Genomic DNA, 15,122 nt, shown 5'->3' with positions numbered 1-15,122 from the left:
TGCTCACCTAACCTTTGAACACGAACACTGGATGAAGGCCCCACAGCGCCACGGTCATTATCAAATCCAAGACAATGATCGTGATCAGACTGGTCCGCACAGCGCGACCCGACGCTTGACCAACGCCGACCGGTCCACCCGAAGCAAAGTATCCGTAATAGCAATGGATCAAGGTCACGGCCGCACAGTAGACGGCTATTTTGATCACAGAGTATGCAAGATCCCTAGGTACCAAAAACTCGGCAAAGTAATGATCGTATGTTCCGCCGGGCTGATTGTGAGATACTCGGATGACGGCGTCCATGACGAAGAAGTTGGCTATCAGCGCCACTAGAAATCCCGGCACCACACATATCATCGCGCCGACCAGGCGAGTGCCGACCACAAACGGCAGCGGCCTGAGCCCCATCGCTTCTAGGGCATCGATCTCTTCGGCGATGCGCATGGCACCGATCTCGGCGGTCATCCGGCACCCCGTTTGTCCAGCGAACGCGACGGCGCTCACTATCGGCCCGATCTCGCGCACCCCTCCTATCCCGCCGACAATCCCAGACAAGCCACCGAAGCCAATAATATTCAAGACAGCAAACGCCTCAACGGCTAACGAGGCACCGACCGCAATACCGAGGAGCAATAATACGCTTATCGCTCCACCATCCACGATCAGCGAACCCCTACCCCAAGCGAGACTGTTCATCTGTTGCAATGTTTGTCGCCGATACTTAACGACCGCTATTGGCACCGAGCTGAATGTCTTGGCAATGAACACCACCCACTGCCCAAGGTTATGGAACATCCCGCCGATCGGCTCGACTGCCGCTGTTACCAGTCGAGTACTGAAATACATACTAGGTACTGTTGCGCCGCTACCGGGAGTCATTACGCTACCTCCAGCGGAGCAAACATCGACTGCAACTGCGTTATCGCGAGGTTTGCGAAAACAATCCAAACGACATTGACCACTACCGATGAGTTCACGGCGTCTGCTACGCCCCGCGGGCCACCCTTCGCCTCCATTCCGCGTAGCGATGAAACTAAGCCCACGATTGCCCCAAAGACGAGCGTTTTGCCGATGGCGAACCATACGTCCACCACCTTCGAGAATGTCCCGAAGGACATCCAGAAACTTCCCGGCGCCACGTCGGAGGCTCCCACTGCCATCAAAAATGAGGACGCCATTCCCGACGCCACAATAAATATGCATAAAATCGGGGCTATCAATAGCAGTGCGAGAAAACGTGGGACCACCAAGTGGCGGACCGGGTCAATACCCATTACCCGCATTGCGTCAAGTTCTTCACGGATTGCGCGTGCCCCAAAGTCCGACGCAATGGCCGAAGCTGCTGCGGCACCCATCAACAATCCCGCCGTCATCGGCGCTCCCTGCCGAACAACACCGACCCCGGCGGCCGCGCCAAGCAGCGAGGTTGCCCCCAGTTGGTTGACAAGACCCGACGTCACAATGGTTGTGATTGCGCCGATCGGAACAGCCATCAGCAGCGCGGGTATGGTCGTCACTTTGAGCAAGATCCATGCCTGCACAACGATTTCGCCGACTGGGAGCCTCATGGCAATGGTGTCGGCAACGATGTAGCGCACCACGTCCGCAAACAGCTGCACACCACGACCCGTCGTGGCCGCGGTACGCCTTGGAATCATGCCCACGTGGCGCGCAGCTCTGAGCGGGTAAACCATAAGCAGTGATCGGCCCACGCTGCTGAAGCCCGAACTCAACGCGTCCTGAGGTAGGTCGTCGTCGATGCGAGTGGTCATGAATCACCGCCAGCGCACTTGTGAAAACGCACGCGCTCCCACGGGTCAAGGGCGATAGGCACTAGCGGCAGCAGGCTACCCGGCATGCCAAAAGCCTTGCGTGAGGAGTAGGTCTCCAGACTGCGCAGCACGGCCGAACCGTCTTCGCGACGCTTTGGTAGTACCACCCTCATTGGCCGTGCACCGATGAGCCCGAGGTCGCTCAGCGCTGACGCGCCCACGCCGGGCGCCGACCATCCGTGGGGAGACATAAATTGCCTGGCGCCACACCTTTTAGCATCGGACCCCATCTGAGGCCACGCCTTCATCCAACGTCCTCCCCTGCTGGCACGCTCGTCCCGCTGGCACGTTCGCGGCGTGGTCAGCGTGATTGCCATCACACTGACCACGGCTCTGTGAGCAAAATCGTTATTTGTTTAGCGATTACCGTAGAGGACTAGCCGCGCGGTTGACAAGCCGCCAACTACTGAGACATTTGCACAACCCAACGAGACCCGGCTCGGCCTCGACCGGAGGTCTCGCGGCAAGGCTTTGGGACGAGGTGGAGACAAAGTTCTGGTCTGCGTTGAGGACTAATCCGGCGTGCCAGCACACTGCACCGTCCCACGTTTGATGCAGACCTTGATGTGCCCCGGGGGTCTGCTGCCCGAACAGGTGACAACTGAGATGGCTTGCCCGTGACGGGTAGGCTGGAAGGAAGTCAGTGTGCCCAGCCTTATCCCTGTGAGTTCCGTGACAATGTCGTGCGGGTCGCTCGCAACCGTGAGGACGGTGTGACGATCGACCAGATTGCCACCGACTTCGGTGTTCATCCGATGACGCTGGCGAACTGGATGCGCCAAGCCGACATCGATGAGGGCGCCAAGCCCGGCAAGAGCACCAGTGAGTCGGCCGAGCTGCGGGAGCTGCTTCGCCGAAATCGCCTGTTGGAGCAGGAAAACGAGGTCCTTCGCCGGGCCGCGGCCTACCTGTCGCAGGCAAATCTGCGGGCAAAAGGCTCTACCCGCTCGTGAAGGAGCTCGCCGCGGACGGGATTCCCGTAGCGGTGACGTGCCGGGTTGTCGCGCACGGAGTCGGCGCTTCGTTCGCGGCCGAGGTATCCGAGCATGACGTAGCGGCTGGAGCGCTCAACTAACGTTGCGATCGCTGATCCACCGGAAGCGCCGGTGATGAGGTCGCCTTCCCAATAGCCTGGGACTTCGCGTGACTGCGCGGCCGCGGGGCGGTGGCTGATCGTTTTCAGGGGGTCGACGAAACGTGGGCGACGTGCATCGGGCTGCTTGCGCGGCTTGCGGGCGGCCCGGCCGCGGCGCAACTGTTTGCCGAGCTCGCGTTTGAGTTCGCCGCGGGCGTGGACGTAAATCGCTTGGTAGATCGTCTCGGTACTGACCCGCATCTCCACCGTGGCCGGGAAGTCCCGGATCAGTCAGTTGCCGATTTGCTACGGCGACCACTTCTTGGCCAGTTTCGCTTGCACGTACGCGCGAAGCTCAATGTTGGTTATCAGCTTCACTTTTCGAGATCGGGTTCGCCGCGCAACCGACAGGCGGTGGGCGGTATGGGGCAGATAACCCTGAGTCGAGATGGTGTTGCGTCGTAGCTCGCGGCTGACCGTTGACGGTGAGCGGTCCAGCGCAGCGGCGATCCGTCTGATCGTCACTCCCGTGCGGTGAAGGTCTTGGAGCAGTTCGCGTTCGACCAAGCTCAAATAGCGGGCGTCGATGACCTTCTCGACCTTGTTCAGTCGACACTTCCACCAATTGCGCGCATCTTGCGTTCTGCATTCACGCCGATCAGTGTCGGGTCCGGGTAGCGCACGACGCGGCCATCGGAATAGATCCGGCCACGGTTGATGATAATGATGCCTTTATCCCAAACGGTGGCTGATCGGGCATCGGCGCCGACACCTGCCCTGGCCTGCGCGCGGGTCAGGCCTTGCTTGCGAAGCCTCAGGAACTCCTCCCTTTGGGGATTGACCTTGCGGGCCTCGCTGGTGGGGATGCCGGCCTTAAAGGCCCACGAATAGCAGGTGATTCGCGTGAACCCCAGTTCCCTGGCGACCGCTGAGACGTTCGGGTTCAGCGCCAACCGCCGGAACAATTCGGCCTTGTCCTCCGCTGAGTACTTCCGCGGCGTCGCCCGCTGCATCGTTAACCCGGAGTTTCGCAGCCAGTTATAGCCCGCATCCTGATGCACACCCACCGCTCGAGCTGCCGCACGCACGGGTCCACCCTTGTCGAGCAACCTGAAGAACTCGTCCTCCTGCTCCTTGCTGTACTTCGAACCGGCCATCGCCGCCACCTCCAGAAGGTGTTGCAACGACTACTGCAATCCAAGCCGGCGAAGGAAAGCTCTACGTGTGTGCGATCAAGGACGTGTTCTCTAACCGCATCGTCGGCTACAGCATCGACTCCCGGATGAAATCACGTCTGGCCACCACAGCGCTGGCCAGTGCGGTGGCACGCCGTGGTGAGGTCGCGGCTGCATCCTGCACACCGACAGGGGTAGTCAATTTCGCAGCCGGAAATTCGTTCGTGCTTTGGCGCGTCACGACACGGCCGGCTCCATGGGCCGTGTTGACGCGGCCCGTGACAACGCCGCCACGGAGAGCTTCTTTCCCCTGCTTCAGAAGAACGTTCTGGACCGCCGCCGCGGGGACACCCGCGAGCAACTACGCATCGCAATCGTCACCTGGATCGAGCGCACCTACCACCGTCGCCGCCGCCAGGCCACCCTCGGCCGGTTGACCCCCGTCGAAAACGAAGCAATCATGATCACACCGGCCAGTCAGGCTGCGTGACCGAAATTGTCACCCGATCGTGCAGCAGACCCGGGCTCACAAGTTTCCCCCGGCTGGTCTCCTTGAGCATGTCGATATCGAGGGCCTGCTCGGCGACAAACTTCTTAAGCCTCTGATTCTCCCGCTCAAGCTCCTTGAGCCGTTTGGTGTCTTCGGCTTTCATCCCGCCGTACTGATTTCGCCAGCAATGCCAGGTCTGCTCACTGACCTCCAGATGCCGGCATACCGCGCCGAGGTCTGTGCCCTCACCGAGCAGCCGTTCACCCTCACGCAGCTTGCGGACCACCTGCTCGGGTGTATGCCGCCGTGCCATGAATCGAGTCGTCCTCGCCCCAATTCTGGGGCATCAGACTTCCACAAGAACTGGCCGGGACCGGAGGACTCCCGTCAGGAGTTCACCGCCGAGTTCCGCAGCTGCTCGGACACAGTACCTGGTCGGCCGGTTATTGCGACGGCTGTCGCGATGACCACTTGAAAACGACCGTCTCCCTGCCTTCGCCGAGCGAATAGTGTTGCGGACAAAAGGCGAAATCGAGTGGCGAAGATCATGGGCCCCGCTTTGTCGTCGATTCCGCTGTGGCACAGCTTGCAGCAGCGCCGACGTCGCCGCAGGTTCGTCTGTGACGGAACGTTCCAAGCTGACGCACGTTCGCCAACGATAGACGAATCTCGCTCTACTGCGGAGGATTGCCGGGCGGCGGGTACACGCCCCTCAGGATCCACGGGAACCAGTTGAGACCGAACTGGAGTTCATCGCTGGCGTCATAGTCGGGACTGGGATCGAGCGGAATGTTCTGTCCTTCGGTGTTCAGCGGTGTTGCTCCTCGTCCCGAGGGATCGGCTTGTGGCTGTCCGTAGACCGCAACCACAACCGTACGATCCGGACTGTTCAGCGACCACACCCCCATCTGGCTGTTCGCACAGCTGGACATGATCTTGAAATAGTCGGGGTTGTAGTACCACCGGTTGATTAAGTCATTGCCGCTGATCGCGATTGACTGATTGATCGCCACCGTCTCGGCCACAAGGCCGTGGAAACCAGCTGCATTGGCGCGGTCTTGGGGGCTAGACCCGTCCGAACCGATATCACCATCGAGGGCCCGGTTGTTCAACACATCCTGGGTGTGCCGCTGCGCAGCGGCTTGAAGTTGGGGGCTGATTCTCACGTCGTTAGTGCAGCCCGCTTGATGCTGCACGGTGAAGACGTTAGCGACGACACCATCGTTGAGTCGCTTGTTGTTCGGTACGAGCGTGTTGTTGTCATTATCCGCATGCGCGACGGGAAGGCTCAACAGAGCGCCGGTGGCAACCACCAAGGCCGGCAGGCGCTGCGGCCGATACTGCATGTCCAAGTCCTCCTTCTCAGCCACCGAGCGGTGGTCGGCGGCGCTGGGCGCCGGACGCTCTGCGACCGAGAGCTGGCCGGGCCGATCGGATCGACTGAAACCTAGCCGATGTAGGACAGAAATGAACCTGACATGCACGTAGGCTACTCACGGCGCCGCGAAGTCGTCTAGAGGTTTCTATTACTTAAATGAATATATGTTTATGTGCTTGTCTACGCCTGCCGTGATCCCGACTGCGCGAGGCGGGCTCGACACTGTGTCGTCATCGGCGGGAGGCGTCCGCTAGATGCCTGGATCACGTTACGAGCGAGCTCAGATGTTGGCTTCGATATCCCGCCAGTATCGGGTCGTCGTTTGAATAGCTTGCCTGAGTCTTCGCGTGGCAGGTCGCTGTCGAACGCGGTCGTCTTGGGAACCATGACTTTCGGCGTCCACCGACTCCAGGACCGTGGCCTTCATCAGCCCCGCGCTCGCGATCAGCCCGGCGCGGGCTGACGACCGCGGACAAGTCGGCCGGGCCGGGCGTCGTTGCCCGCGTCGTGCTCGGCGATCACCTGGCCGGAGACGATAGTCGCGACGTAGCCGCTGGCGGTTTGGTCTAATCTACGTCCCCCCGTGGGCAGATCGTGGGTAATCACCGGCTTGTGCAACCGCAGCCTGGCGTGGTCGATGATGTTGAGGTCGGCCTTGTAGCCAACCCCGACGCGACCACGGTCCAGCAGTCCGGCGACCTTGGCAGGTGTCGAAGTCAGTTCCCGGATTGCCTCGGCAACCGACAGTCGGCCCGTGGCGCGGTCGCGGGCCCAATGAGCCAGCAGATAGGTCGGATAGCTTGAGTCGCAGATCATCCCGTAATGTGCGCCGCCGTCACCCAAACCCAGCACAACGTCGTCACGGCGTATCAGGCTGCCGATAGTATCCAGGGAGTTGTCGGTGAAGTTAGCCATGGCGCCCAGCAGCATGGCGTGGCCATCATCATCGAGCAGACGATCGTAAGCCTCCTCCAACGGTGAGACATCCCGGGCTCGCGCCCTGGCCAATATGCTCTCGGCGCGGTCGGGCTCGTAAACAGCGCGATCATCGATCGGAAAGATCCATTCCCACGCTTGTCCCAAGTGGAACAACGGATTGGATGCGGCGTCGGTGGGTCGATCAGCCAGAATCTTCGCGCGCACAACGGGTTTGCGCATCTGCGCAACGCGTTCGGCCAGCGGAAGATCAGCGATCTGGCGGTAGGCGGGACACAACGTGAACGGGTTTATCGTCAACTCCAGGCCCAGCATCAACCCGATGGGCCTGGGAAAGACCTGCGCGGTAATCTGCCCGCCGGCGTCGTTAGCTTTCTCGACCATCGCGATTGCCTCCTCCCACAGCGGATCACCGGCATTGCCGACGAGAAGCGTGAAAGTCACCGGTAGACCCGTGACGTTGGCGGCGTCAAACACATTCTGCAACACCGATTCATAGCCGCCGGCCGGAATATCCGGTACGAACTGAATCAATCCCCCACCGCCGTCGGCTATCCCCCGCGCAATCTCGAGAATCTCCGCCTCTCCGGCCTCAAAGCTCGGGATTTGCTGACCGCCGTCGGTGCGGTGGGTAGCCAACCGCGACGAGGCGAAGCCCAACGCTCCGGCCCGCACCGCCTCGGCAGCCAGACCGCGCATCTCGGCCAGGTCGTCAACCGTCGCCGCTTCGCGGTCCGCGCCGCGCTGTCCCATCACGTAGACCCGCAACGGCGAATGCGGCAGCAACGCAGCCACATCAATGTCGCGCCGACCCGCTTCGAGCCGATCCAGGAATTCGGGGAAAGTCTCCCAGTCCCACTCCAGCCCCTCAACCATGACCACGCCAGGAATATCCTCGACCCCGGCCATCACATCGACGAGCACGTCATGATCAGCCGGCCGGCACGGCGCGAAGCCTACCCCGCAGTTACCTATTATCGCGGTGGTCACGCCATGCGAAGACGACGGGTTGAGCCGATCCGACCAGATCGCCTGACCGTCGTAGTGGGTGTGCAGGTCAATGAACCCCGGCGTGACCAACAGGCCTGCCGCATCGATCTCACGCCTGCCCACACCATCGACCGGACCAACCGCCACGATGACACCACCACGCACCGCGACGTCGCCCCGATAGGGCGCTCCCCCCAAACCGTCAACGATCGAGCCGTCCCGGATCACCAGATCGTAACTCATTACACCAGCTCTCTCTTATCATTGTCCGGCAACCGATTTCGAATCCGCAATGGTTAATTCGGCACCGATTCCAGGGTCCGTGGTAGGCCGAGTAGTGCCGCGGCTTCGGCGCTGGTGGCCACCTTCCGGCCGGCTGCGGCGGTCGCCTCGACGGCCTCCGTCACCAGTTCGAGGTTGGTGGGGGTGCGCTCGCCGGCATAGAACTCCAGCCCCACGTGAAGGTGACCACCGGCGTCGAGCGCCGCGCCGCACAGCTCACTGCGAACGAGGTCAGCGCCAACTGCGGATGCTGCCCAGGGCAGTCCGGTACCGTCGAGAAGCTCGACGTACGCCGCGAGAGCTGTGGCGCTGGGCGGCAACCCGAATGCCGTTCCGCTGAGGCCAGCCTCGGAGCTGAAGTACAGCTTGATGAACGAGCCCGCGGGGAGCTGGTCGCTGCGGTGGTAGGCCAAGACGGTGCGCAGAAAGCCCGGTTCGTAGATGGCTAAGCTCGGTCCCAGCCGGTGGGTGCGACACAGGTCCAGTTGATGGGCGACGTCGTCGAAGGTGTTGGCGTACACGAAGGAACCGACGGGCAGGCCGTCCACGAGGACTCCCATGTTGACCGACCCCGGGTCACTGACTCCCATCCGGAGCAGCCCGGACTCCGCCAGGGGCGAAATGTGGTCGTACCAGTGGGCTGCTGGCCCGAGGTTGATTGTCGGGTACCACAACGCATCGGGGCGCTCAGCCAGCACGCGTCGCCAGATACCGAGATACACTTCGGCCGCCTCATCGCCGGACACGTTGAAGCTCGATACGTGTTGGTGAACGATCGCGGCCCCGGCCTCGAAGCAGGACAGTGCGTCGGCAACGATCTCGTCTTCTGTCACCGGCACGTTCGGATTCACGGTCTTCGACGTCGCACCGTTGATCGCGGCCTCGATGATGACTGGTTCGCTCACTGCCGCTCCTGCGCTGGAGTGTGAAATCTGCTGGGACGGTATGAAAGTGGTTGCTGTCAAGGCTATTTCATGGTCGGAATGCTGAATTCGGCGCCGTCCTTGATGCCGGACGGCCACCGCGACGTCACGGTTTTGGTCTTGGTGTAGAAGGTGATCGACGAGGGGCCGTGCTGGTTGAGATCGCCGAAGCCCGAACGCTTCCAGCCGCCGAAGGTGTGGTAGGCCACCGGCACCGGGATCGGCACGTTGACACCGACCATGCCGACCTGCACGCGGGAGACGAAGTCGCGGGCGGCGTCGCCGTCGCGGGTGAACACCGCCACGCCGTTGCCGTATTCGTGCTCGGACGGCAGCCGCAGCGCCTCCTCGTAGTCGTGCGCGCGCACGATGCACAGCACCGGCCCGAAGATCTCGTCGGTGTAGATCGACATGTCCGGGGTGACGTGGTCGAACAGGGTGGGGCCGATGAAGAAGCCGCGTTCAAGGTTGGCGTCACCGAAAGCCAGGTCGTCGCTGGCGCGTTCGCGGCCGTCGATGACCAGTTCGGCTCCCGCGTCCACGCCCTGGGCGATGTAGTCGCGCACCCGCGCCACGGCGGCCTCGGTCACCAGCGGGCCGTAGTCGGCCTTGGGGTCCAGGCTGTGTCCGACGCGCAGGTTGTTGACCCGCTCGATCAGCCGGGCGCGCAGCCGGTCGGCGGTCTGGTCACCGACCGGGACCGCCACGCTGATCGCCATGCAGCGCTCGCCGGCGCTGCCGTAGCCGGCCCCGATCAGGGCGTCGACGGCCTGATCCAGGTCGGCGTCGGGCATCACGATCATGTGGTTCTTGGCGCCGCCGAAGCACTGCGCACGCTTGCCGGTGGCCGCGGCCCCGGCGTAGATGTACTGGGCGATCTCGGAGCTGCCGACGAACCCGACCGCCTGGATGTCGGGGTGGTTCAGGATGGCATCGACGGCCTCTTTGTCGCCGTGCACCACCTGGAACACCCCGGGCGGCAGGCCCGCCTCCACAAAGAGCTCGGCCAGCCGCACCGGCACCGAGGGGTCCCGCTCGCTGGGCTTGAGCACGAACGCGTTGCCGCAGGCCAGCGCCGGGCCGGCCTTCCACAGCGGGATCATCGCCGGGAAGTTGAACGGGGTGATGCCGGCGACCACGCCCAGGGGCTGGCGCAGCGAGTAGACGTCGATGCCCGGGCCGGCGCCCTCGCTGTATTCGCCCTTGAGCAGGTGCGGGATGCCGATGCAGAACTCGATGACCTCGATGCCGCGCTGGATGTCGCCCTTGGCGTCGGCCAGTGTCTTGCCGTGCTCGCGGGACAGCAGTTCGGCCAGCTCGTCGTTGTGCTTGTTGACCAGCTCGATGAAGCGCATCATCACCCGCGCGCGCCGCTGCGGATTTGTTGCAGCCCAACCCTTTTGGGCCTCGACGGCCGATACCACCGCGGCATCGATGTCGGCCTGGCCGGCCATCGGCACCGTCGCCTGGACACCCCCGGTGCTGGGGTCGAAGACGTCAGCGCTGCGACCGGACTGCCCGGCGGTGCGCTGCCCATCGATGAAGTGCGGAATCAGCGTCGTGTGCGCAGTCATTCAGTCTTGTCCTGGCCTCGTCATGGGTTTTAACGTGCGCGAAGTTTGGATACCTACGAAGTAGAACAATTAATGCTGTTTATGGTAGTCGTTAGATGCGTTAAACGGAAGTGACGGTCTACCAGTGGAATCATCCTATCCTCCATGGCTGTCAATCCGGACTCCTGGGCGCAAAGCTGCAATTCGTCTTGGGCTCAGTTATGCGGCTGCGCTGACCTCCGCGCACCTCCTGGCCGCCGGCGCAGTCTCTTTGATGATCGTCTCGCTCACCCGTAACCGCGGCGGGGACCCCGGCATCCTCTCCAGCAGAAAGAACCTGATTGCTGTGTGCGGTCTGGTCGCAATCTCGGCAACCGTCGGTGGTGTGGCCGGTGTCTTGAATATGGTTCCGTCCTTCCGTTGGTTCGCCGATGGCGCCGAACCAACGCCCGCTCAACAGCGCGCGGCTATGCGCATAGCCGCCCGCCAGACCGTCGTCCAGTTCGGCATCTGGGCTGTCGGCGGCGCAGTGTTGGTTCTGGTCAACTTTCACGCCGGCGGCGCCGTCGCCTGCGTGATCGGTACCGCCATTCTGTTCGGGGGTGCGGCCACCGCCTCCATGGGCTATCTGATAACTCAACGCATCCTGCGGCCCATCCTGGCGGCGTCAATGAAGACCGCCGAACCCTCTAGCGAAATGCCGGGGGTACTTGCACGAGTGATGATTACGTGGGTCCTCTTTAGTGCATTACCCATCGCTGGAATCGCATTGATCGTCTTGTCGCGCTCCAACGGGTGGCTTGTGCCGAAGTCAGCGCCAATCGAAACACCGGTTCTGGTGCTCGCTGTGGCATCCCTCGCCTTGGGGTTTCGCGCGATGATCTTGGTTGCCCGGTCAATCTCGGACCCAGTTCGTGAAGTCGTCATCGCCATGACCGAGGTGGAGCACGGCCATGGCGGGGCGCTCGTCGAGGTGTATGAGCCCTCCGAAATCGGACGACTCCAGGTCGGATTCAACCGGATGGTGGCAGGCCTTGAGGAAAGGGAACGCCTCCGGGACCTCTTCGGGCGCCACGTGGGCGCAGACGTGGCACGCCAGGCACTTCAACACGATGGCTCCCTATCGGGTGACGTCCGCGATGTCGCCGTACTCTTCGTCGATCTGGTGGGGTCAACGGCGATCGCCGCCGGCCGGCGGCCCGAGGAAGTCGCGAGCATCCTGAACGACTTCTTCCGCATAGTGGTCGCGGCCGTGCACCAGCAGCACGGCCTGATCAATAAGTTCGAAGGCGACGCGGTCCTGGCCGTGTTCGGAGCACCCATCGACATTGATGAACCGGCTTCGGCGGCGCTCGCGACGGCACGCGCGCTCGGCACGGAACTGAGGGCGCTGCCACTGGTGGACTTCGGTATCGGAGTGGCCGCCGGTGCGGTATTCGCAGGCAATATCGGCGCGGAGAACCGCTACGAATACACGGTCATTGGAGACGCCGTCAACGAGGCCGCACGCTTGGCTGATCACGCCAAGCAATGGGACTCCAGAATTCTGGCGTCGGGTAGCGCACTCGCTCTAGCCCAGGTGTTGGAACGGGAGCACTGGGCAACGCGCGGTTCGGCGTGGCTTCGAGGCCGATCGGCAATGACCGAACTGGCCGAGCCGGTGTTCGATGATGTCGTTTAGCATTCGCTGGCCGGTCCGCTCACAGCAGGACCGCGCTATCAGCTCTCGCACATCGGCGTCGGCGGCGAGGAAGACAGTGGCGTCCCACCCGGCCATCACCCGATCGAACAACCACCCGCCGGCGTCGTCGTCCACCTCGATGACGCTGTGGGCAGCGACATCCAGCCGATACCTGATGTCTAGCCCGCCGGCGCGCGAGTGATCGACTTCGCCTCCCGCGCGCCCACCGAGATCGCCGTTATCTCCCAACTCCATTGACGGAGGCGACATTCCCCTCCGCCTCGCTGTCGGGACTCATAGCTCACCGGGGAGTAGCGCAGACGTGGAGTTCTGCGTGCCGACGGACCAACAGGCTGTCCACCCACCGCGGTGCGCGATCCTCGTCGAGCGTGAAGCATCGGGTCTGCTCGAGGATTGCGCCGAGCACCGCACGGGCTTCGATACGCGCGAGAGCCGCCCCGACGCAGAAATGAATGCCGTGCCCGAAAGCGAGGTGACGTTTGGGGGATTCGCGCGTCAGGTCGATTCGGTCGGGGTGTTTGAACTGAGCGGGGTCGCGGTTCCCGGCCGCGAAGAGAAGCAACACCGTGGAGCCCGAGGCGATCTCGACGCCGCCGAGCGTGGTGTCGCGTGGCACGCTGCGCATCATTTGCCGAAACGGTGACTCGAGCCGCAGCGCCTCCTCGACGAAAACATCGATGTCCTGCGGCTTTTCGCGCAGCCGCTGTTGTAATCCGGGATTTTCAGCGAGCATCCGGACCGCATTGCCCAGCAGGCTGGTCGTGGACTCCCCGCCGGCGCTTAGCATGGTGTGCAGGATGATGGTGGCCTCCCCGATGCGCAAGGTGCCAGCATCCAGCGCCCGCCGAACCGCCAGCAGGATTCCCTCTTCTCCCCCCTCGCCGGTGCCCGCGATCTGATCGGCGATCCAGGCCTCGATAGTCTCGGTGCGCGCGACAAAAGTACTGAGCTCATCCATTGACATCGTGCCGCCCACCATCGTGGTGGAGTCGAAGGCCGCTTCCAATAGTTGCATGGGGTCGATGTCGCGAAAACCGATCAGCCTGGCCACCACGGTGATCGGCACCATGTTGCCGATCTTCGCCATGAAGTCGAAGCTGCCGTCATCTAGGGCTTGCTTGACTGCGGCCGCTGACAACGCGCGAATGTCGTCCTCCAGGGTGCGCATGCGCCGTGCCACTAATTCGGGGAAGACCGCGCGCCGATGCGTGGTGTGCACGGGCGGGTCCGCGGTCGCCAGCGTCGGCATGGCCGCCTCACCGAAATCGAGGCGCGCAGGCAGTCCATCCTGATCGCGGTAAAGCAGACAACGCATGATCGAGGAGAAATCCTCGGGCCGCGCGACCGCCTCCGACAACAGTGCGAAAGTGCTGATTGCGACGACGTCCGTACCAGGCACCATCCAGACCGGCGCCTGCTCCCGCAGCATCGCGTAGAAGGCGTAGGGGTTCTGCAGGACTGCCGGGTCTAGCAGCATCGATGCCGTCAACATCGTTATCTGTCCGCGTTCAACGGGAATTCCCCAGGCCCACTACGACACCCACGCTAGTTCGACCCGTTGCCACCCGTTGAGCAGCGCCGTCGGGTTGCGTTCCAGCGGCGCATCGGTCAATTTGAGGCGGTCGAGGTAGGGCAGCAGCCCGCCGATCGCCGCGCGCACTTCCTGCCCTGCCAGGTGAGCACCCAGACAAAAGTGGATGCCGTGACCGAAGGCCAGGCTTTTACCGGGAGGACGAGTGATCAAAAAACGATCGGGCTCGTCGAAGCGGCGCGGATCGCGATTCGCTGCGGCCATGTGCAGAGCGATGATGGCCCCCTTCGGAATCGTCGTACCAGCGACGACGGTGTCTTCGGTCGCCTCCCGAAATGCGAACTGGATCGGCGTCGTCAGCCGGTTCGCCTCATCGACGGCGTTGGGCAACAACGACGGATCGTCGAGCAACAATTTGAGCTGGTCGGGGTTGGCCAGCAGTTCGACCACGGCATTGCCGATAAGGTTCGTGGTCGTCTCGTTGCCGGCGACCATGATGGTGATCGCCACCATCAATGTTTCGACGTTGGTCAGCGACTCGTTGTCGATCGCCGCGACCATCGCACTGACCAAATCATTCCTCGGCTCAACTCGCCTCGCTTCGATCAACGGCACGAAGTAGGTGCTGAACTCCTTGATCGTCGTCAACATCAACTCGTTGCGTTCGGCGGCACTGCTGAAATTGCCGCCGGCGGCGGCGGCGAAAGCGTCGGACCAGCACTTGGCGCGCCCGTACTCGCTTCGGTCGATACCGAGGATGTGGCAGATCATCTCCACCGGCAGTGGAATAGCCAGCCGCTCGACCAGGTCGAAGCTGGGAAGCTCGTCAATACCGCTTAGGCAGCGGTCGACGATCGTGGCGATCGCGTCAGCCATCTCCTTGATTCGAGGGGGCGTGAAACCCCTGCTCACGATTCTGCGTATCCGGGTGTGTTGAGGCGGGTCCGCGGCGGCGATGGTCTTGGCGGAGGCCATCTCGTTCATGTCGACGGGAATCCCCGCGGTCAGGGCCATGAGTCGCTCGATGACCTCGGGCTTCATCTCGGCATCCGCCGGTGCTGAATCTCCCTCGTAGGGGTTGGGACGGGACGAGAAAACAGCGGGATTGGATTGAACGGCCTTCACATCATCAAATCGCGATATCACCCAGATATTCGTACCGGTCCGGTAGACCGGAAACCGCTCTCGCAGCGCCGCGTAAACCGCTGGCAACTCGTCAGCGGGACCAGGCTTGAACGGGTCGAACTCCAGCAC

At 62.6% G+C, this 15,122-nt stretch carries 10 protein-coding genes and 3 pseudogenes; 3 read left to right on the top strand and 10 right to left on the bottom strand.

Annotated elements, in window-relative coordinates; translation table 11 throughout:
- Positions 1–7 precede the first annotated feature (7 nt).
- The gene (locus U8D42_RS27595) at positions 8–847 is read right to left on the bottom strand and encodes an MlaE family ABC transporter permease (protein ID WP_431523895.1); all 840 of its coding nucleotides are present in this window, start codon (positions 845–847) and stop codon (positions 8–10) included.
- 32 nt (positions 848–879) lie between these two features.
- The gene (locus U8D42_RS27590) at positions 880–1,695 is read right to left on the bottom strand and encodes an ABC transporter permease (RefSeq protein WP_322860580.1); all 816 of its coding nucleotides are present in this window, start codon (positions 1,693–1,695) and stop codon (positions 880–882) included.
- A gap of 755 nt (positions 1,696–2,450) precedes the next feature.
- On the opposite strand from U8D42_RS27590, the gene U8D42_RS27585 reads away from it, so the two are divergent.
- The gene (locus tag U8D42_RS27585; protein ID WP_322860565.1) at positions 2,451–2,786 is read left to right on the top strand and encodes a transposase; all 336 of its coding nucleotides are present in this window, start codon (positions 2,451–2,453) and stop codon (positions 2,784–2,786) included.
- Between the two features lie 44 nt (positions 2,787–2,830).
- On the opposite strand, the pseudogene U8D42_RS29455 reads toward U8D42_RS27585, so the two are convergent.
- Positions 2,831–3,705: pseudogene (locus tag U8D42_RS29455) on the bottom strand (IS30 family transposase); the annotation flags it as partial.
- Positions 3,706–4,097: 392 nt separating this feature from the next.
- Between U8D42_RS29455 and U8D42_RS27565 the strand changes: the two are divergent.
- Positions 4,098–4,573 (top strand): annotated as a pseudogene (locus tag U8D42_RS27565) (transposase); the annotation flags it as partial.
- 31 nt (positions 4,574–4,604) lie between these two features.
- Here U8D42_RS27565 and U8D42_RS27560 read toward each other — a convergent pair.
- The 5 genes and pseudogenes from U8D42_RS27560 to U8D42_RS27540 form a co-directional block, all read right to left on the bottom strand.
- Positions 4,605–4,886, bottom strand: a pseudogene (locus tag U8D42_RS27560) (transposase); the annotation flags it as partial.
- Between the two features lie 361 nt (positions 4,887–5,247).
- On the bottom strand, positions 5,248–5,919 hold the full coding sequence (locus U8D42_RS27555) for a CAP domain-containing protein (protein WP_322860582.1): 672 nt from the start codon (positions 5,917–5,919) through the stop codon (positions 5,248–5,250).
- 476 nt (positions 5,920–6,395) lie between these two features.
- On the bottom strand, positions 6,396–8,120 hold the full coding sequence (locus tag U8D42_RS27550) for an N-acyl-D-amino-acid deacylase family protein (RefSeq protein WP_322860568.1): 1,725 nt from the start codon (positions 8,118–8,120) through the stop codon (positions 6,396–6,398).
- A 53-nt stretch (positions 8,121–8,173) separates the two neighbouring features.
- A complete protein-coding gene (locus tag U8D42_RS27545) occupies positions 8,174–9,064 on the bottom strand; it encodes a 3-keto-5-aminohexanoate cleavage protein (protein WP_322860569.1) in 891 nt (296 codons plus the stop codon).
- 62 nt (positions 9,065–9,126) lie between these two features.
- Positions 9,127–10,656 (bottom strand): CoA-acylating methylmalonate-semialdehyde dehydrogenase, encoded by a 1,530-nt coding sequence (locus tag U8D42_RS27540; RefSeq protein WP_322860570.1) that lies wholly within the window; start codon positions 10,654–10,656, stop codon positions 9,127–9,129.
- A 253-nt stretch (positions 10,657–10,909) separates the two neighbouring features.
- Between U8D42_RS27540 and U8D42_RS27535 the strand changes: the two genes are divergently transcribed.
- The gene (locus U8D42_RS27535) at positions 10,910–12,316 is read left to right on the top strand and encodes an adenylate/guanylate cyclase domain-containing protein (RefSeq protein WP_181447328.1); all 1,407 of its coding nucleotides are present in this window, start codon (positions 10,910–10,912) and stop codon (positions 12,314–12,316) included.
- 301 nt (positions 12,317–12,617) lie between these two features.
- Here U8D42_RS27535 and U8D42_RS27530 read toward each other — a convergent pair whose 3' ends face one another.
- Positions 12,618–13,766: a cytochrome P450 gene (locus tag U8D42_RS27530; RefSeq protein WP_225323316.1), complete on the bottom strand. Its 1,149-nt coding sequence runs from the start codon at positions 13,764–13,766 to the stop codon at positions 12,618–12,620.
- Positions 13,767–13,868: 102 nt separating this feature from the next.
- Positions 13,869–15,122: a cytochrome P450 gene (locus U8D42_RS27525; RefSeq protein WP_322860571.1), complete on the bottom strand. Its 1,254-nt coding sequence runs from the start codon at positions 15,120–15,122 to the stop codon at positions 13,869–13,871.

It is taken from the genome of Mycobacterium europaeum (genome assembly GCF_034555895.2).
Lineage (GTDB): Bacteria > Actinomycetota > Actinomycetes > Mycobacteriales > Mycobacteriaceae > Mycobacterium > Mycobacterium europaeum.
Note: the sequence above shows the minus strand (reverse complement) of the source record. Positions and strands in the feature narration are given on the sequence as shown.

Bases quoted from the DNA above. Each gene is read 5' to 3' on its own strand.
- U8D42_RS27595 (WP_431523895.1), bottom strand. From the start codon at position 847: ATGTATTTCAGTACTCGACTGGTAACAGCGGCAGTCGAGCCGATCGGC.
- U8D42_RS27590 (WP_322860580.1), bottom strand. From the start codon at position 1,695: ATGGTTTACCCGCTCAGAGCTGCGCGCCACGTGGGCATGATTCCAAGG.
- U8D42_RS27555 (WP_322860582.1), bottom strand. From the start codon at position 5,919: ATGCAGTATCGGCCGCAGCGCCTGCCGGCCTTGGTGGTTGCCACCGGC.
- U8D42_RS27550 (WP_322860568.1), bottom strand. From the start codon at position 8,120: ATGAGTTACGATCTGGTGATCCGGGACGGCTCGATCGTTGACGGTTTG.
- U8D42_RS27540 (WP_322860570.1), bottom strand. From the start codon at position 10,656: ATGACTGCGCACACGACGCTGATTCCGCACTTCATCGATGGGCAGCGC.
- U8D42_RS27535 (WP_181447328.1), top strand. From the start codon at position 10,910: ATGATCGTCTCGCTCACCCGTAACCGCGGCGGGGACCCCGGCATCCTC.
- U8D42_RS27530 (WP_225323316.1), bottom strand. From the start codon at position 13,766: ATGCTGCGGGAGCAGGCGCCGGTCTGGATGGTGCCTGGTACGGACGTC.